At 69.9% G+C, this 3,311-nt stretch carries 2 protein-coding genes and 1 pseudogene; all 3 read left to right on the forward strand.

The window, feature by feature from the left end; all coding sequences use genetic code 11:
- Positions 1–78: pseudogene (locus AC0Z36_RS29405) on the forward strand (SOS response-associated peptidase family protein); the annotation flags it as partial.
- Between the two features lie 378 nt (positions 79–456).
- Positions 457–1,230, forward strand: coding sequence for a PDZ domain-containing protein (locus AC0Z36_RS29410; RefSeq protein ID WP_485466135.1), 774 nt, complete (start codon positions 457–459; stop codon positions 1,228–1,230).
- 99 nt (positions 1,231–1,329) lie between these two features.
- Entirely contained in the window at positions 1,330–3,042 is a 1,713-nt protein-coding gene (locus AC0Z36_RS29415; protein WP_485466136.1) for a hypothetical protein, read from the forward strand.
- The last annotated feature ends 269 nt before the right edge of the window (positions 3,043–3,311 follow it).

Raw genomic sequence — 3,311 nt, forward strand, 5'->3', positions numbered from 1 at the left:
GTGCATGAGAAACCGGCCTACCGCAAGCCGTTCGCGTCAAAGCGGTGCCTGATCCCGGCCGACGGCTACTACGAGTGGGCTCCGTCCATCGGGGGGGGGGGGGGGGGGGGGGGGGGGGGGGGCGCCCCGCCCCCCCCCCCCCCCCCCCCGCGCCACGAAGGGCCGCGCACATTCATCGAGCCGGCGCTCGGCTCCGACCCGACCGGCGCCGTCAACAGTCCCTGCGCAACGCCCGATCCGGAGCATGTTCGGCTTCAGGACCCGATCTGTGCCGAACCGATGCCCGTGAGTTCGCCGATGCGGTGTCCGTACGCGGCGTGACAACTCTGTTCACCTTCCGGTGGCGGACCGCTCATCCGTCCGTCATCGCAGGCTCCTGATGTTTCCCCCGCGGACGTCCAACAGGCGCCCGCGTGCTGTTTGGCTCGATCCCACTGACCCCGGAAGGGCAATTCCATGAAGCTCCGCCGTCTGCTCGCGCTCACGTTCGCGATTCCGGCCGTGCTGGCGATCGCCGCCGTACCGGCCACCGCAACGGGTGCCGACACCACCTCGTCCGCGACGACCGCGACGGGCACCATCAAGGTGAACCCGCTGTACGGTCCGGCCGACGGCACCGGCAAGGCGACCGCCCGCGCGAGCGTGCCGTGTGGCCCCGACGCGACCGCCTTCCGGTTCGTCGTACGCTCGCCCAACGCCAACGAGCGTGTCTTCGGCGGTTCGTTCCTGGGCACGCCGCTGCCGGCCGACAAGGTCGCGGACAGTTCGGTCGTCGGCCTGCGCACGCTCTTCCCGGGCGGCGCAGCGGCGCAGGAGGGGGTCGCGCACAAGCTGATCGCGCAGTGCTACACGATCGGCGCCGACGGCGTACTGACCATCACCGAGCCCGCAGCGGTCGACCTGCGCGTCAACAACGGTGTGTGGAGCTCGCTCTCGCCCGAGGCCCGCGCGCTGCCCACCAAGATCGGCGCACTGCGCTTCGGGCTGGTCCTGTTCCGCGGCTTCGCGCCCGGTGAGCACGTGGACGGTGCCCTGCGCGCCGCCGACGGCGTCTCCACTCCGGTGTCGCTGCAGCCGCAGATCGCGCCCGACGGCACCTGGGGCGGCGCGCTGCTGACGCTCCCGGGCGACCTCGCGGACGGTTCCTACACCCTCGTGCTCTCCGGCGCGAACTCGAAGGCGACCTCCTCGGTCGCGATCACCCTCGACTCGTCCCGCCTGTGGTGGTGACGCGGCGTTGGTGACAACGCCCTGGGCCGCCGGGATCCGTCCCGGTGGCCCGCTTGCGGTCCGTCCCCGTTTCCTTTACTTCTCAACGGAGTTGACCAGATGAGCCTAAGATTCGCGCGCGTGTTGACATCGTGCGGAGCCGGGCTGCTCGTGCTGTCGGCGATGCCGGCCATCGCAGCCGCCGCCGACGGCGGTACGCCCGCGCCGACGATCGTCGTCGACCCGGGGACTGGTGGAGCCACCACCAAGGTGACGTTGAAGGCCACCGCGGCGTGTCCGGAACCGGCGACGAACTACCGCTGGGTCGTGACCGGCGGCACCCTGACGACACCGAGGCTGATCGGCGGAACCACGGGCAACACCCTGCCCGCGGACCGGATCCCGGTTCGTGAGAGTCCCATCCAGCTCTTCCTGACCGGCACCGTGCTGGACGGTCCGTTCAAGTTGTCCTCGGAGTGCATGGACAACGCCGGCAAAGTTCTCAACGAACTCGCGGCGATGGACCTCATAACCGCCGACGGACCCAACGGCAGGACGTGGAGCGTGGCGGCCCCGCCGACCACGACCCCGCCGACGACCGAACCGCCGACCACGACCCCGCCGACGACCACACCGCCCACCACGACCCCGCCGGGTGGGTCCGACGAGGTTCTGGTGCTCGACCCCACCACGGGGCCGATGGCCCAGAAGACAACCGTCACTTCCCTGAAGGCGTGCCCGACGTCCTCGACCCATACCCTGTTCCAGCTGAAGGCCCCCGGCCAGGACAGTGATCAGCGCATGGGCGGCTTCACTCCGCTGCCGCTGTCCGCCGATCTCAAACCCGCCTACCCGAGCAAGAAGATGTTTCCGAACGCCGCTCCCATGAACGGCAATTACCACATCCGCGCCCAATGCCTCGATGCCGCCGGAGCCATCCTGGCGAACGACCTCGCACGCGTCGACCTGCTCGCGACGGACGGCACCTGGAAGGTCGTCGAAAAGGCCGTTCCGGCCGGAAGCTTCAACGCGGGCAGTGTGTCGATCCCGGACGCGGGCCTCGTCAGGGTGCAGCTGAGCCTGTCCGGATTCCCGGCGAACGAGGACTTCACCGCTGTCATCACCAAGCCGAGTGCCACTACCTTCCCGTCCGTGGAACTGCTGAAGGGCAAGACGGGTGACGTCGGCGCCTACGTGAACGACCAGGTCGTCTTCCCCCGGGACGGCGCCACGTGGGCCGACGGGTCTTACACGCTGACGGCCACGGCAACTCCGTCCGGCACGAAGATCGAGCTTCCGTTCACCCTGACGCTGGTCCATGCCGGTGCCACCAACGGCTCGTCCGCCGGAGCGACAGCGGGCACGACCGCCGGCACCACGGCGGGTACGACGGCCGGCACAACCGCCGGGAGCACCGCCGGTGACACCGCCGGTACGACGGCGGGCACCACCACCACCGGCACCACCACAGGTGCCTCAGCTGGCACGACAACAGGCACGACAACAGGCACGACAACAGGCACGACAACAGGCACGACAACAGGCACGACAACAGGCACGACAACAGGCACGACAACAGGCACGACAACAGGCACGACCACGGGCACGGGCACCACGACCAGCACGTCTGCCAGGACCGGCAACGACGGTGGTGGCGGTGCCCTCGCGCGCACCGGCACCGCGCTGGACCCGCGGCTGCTGGGCACCGCCGGTGGCGCGCTGCTGATGATCGGCGGCGTCATGTGGTACCGCGCCCGCGGCACCCGCAGCGCGCTGCTCGCCGGTAGTGGCACCTTCGGCAAGGACGACGGGAACACGCCCGCGACCCTCTGACGACGAGGGGCCACACCGTACGACCGCCTGCTCGCGGGGTGAGTCAGGGGCTCTGTCGGGGCGCACAGGCTGCGGCAGAGCCCCTTTTCCCCTGCCCCGGATGCTCTGCGGCCCGTCGGCTCGGCGGAGCAGGGACACCGTCTCGGAGGCGATCAGCTCCAGGTCGTCCAGATCTCAGAGTGCGGTTCGCACCGTAATGCCCGGGTTTGGTGTCGCTCGATGGGGTGACGTTGGGGCATCTCTGCCGGTCGGGCGTTCGAGGTTCGCTT

It is taken from the genome of Kitasatospora sp. UYEF31, assembly GCF_057291755.1.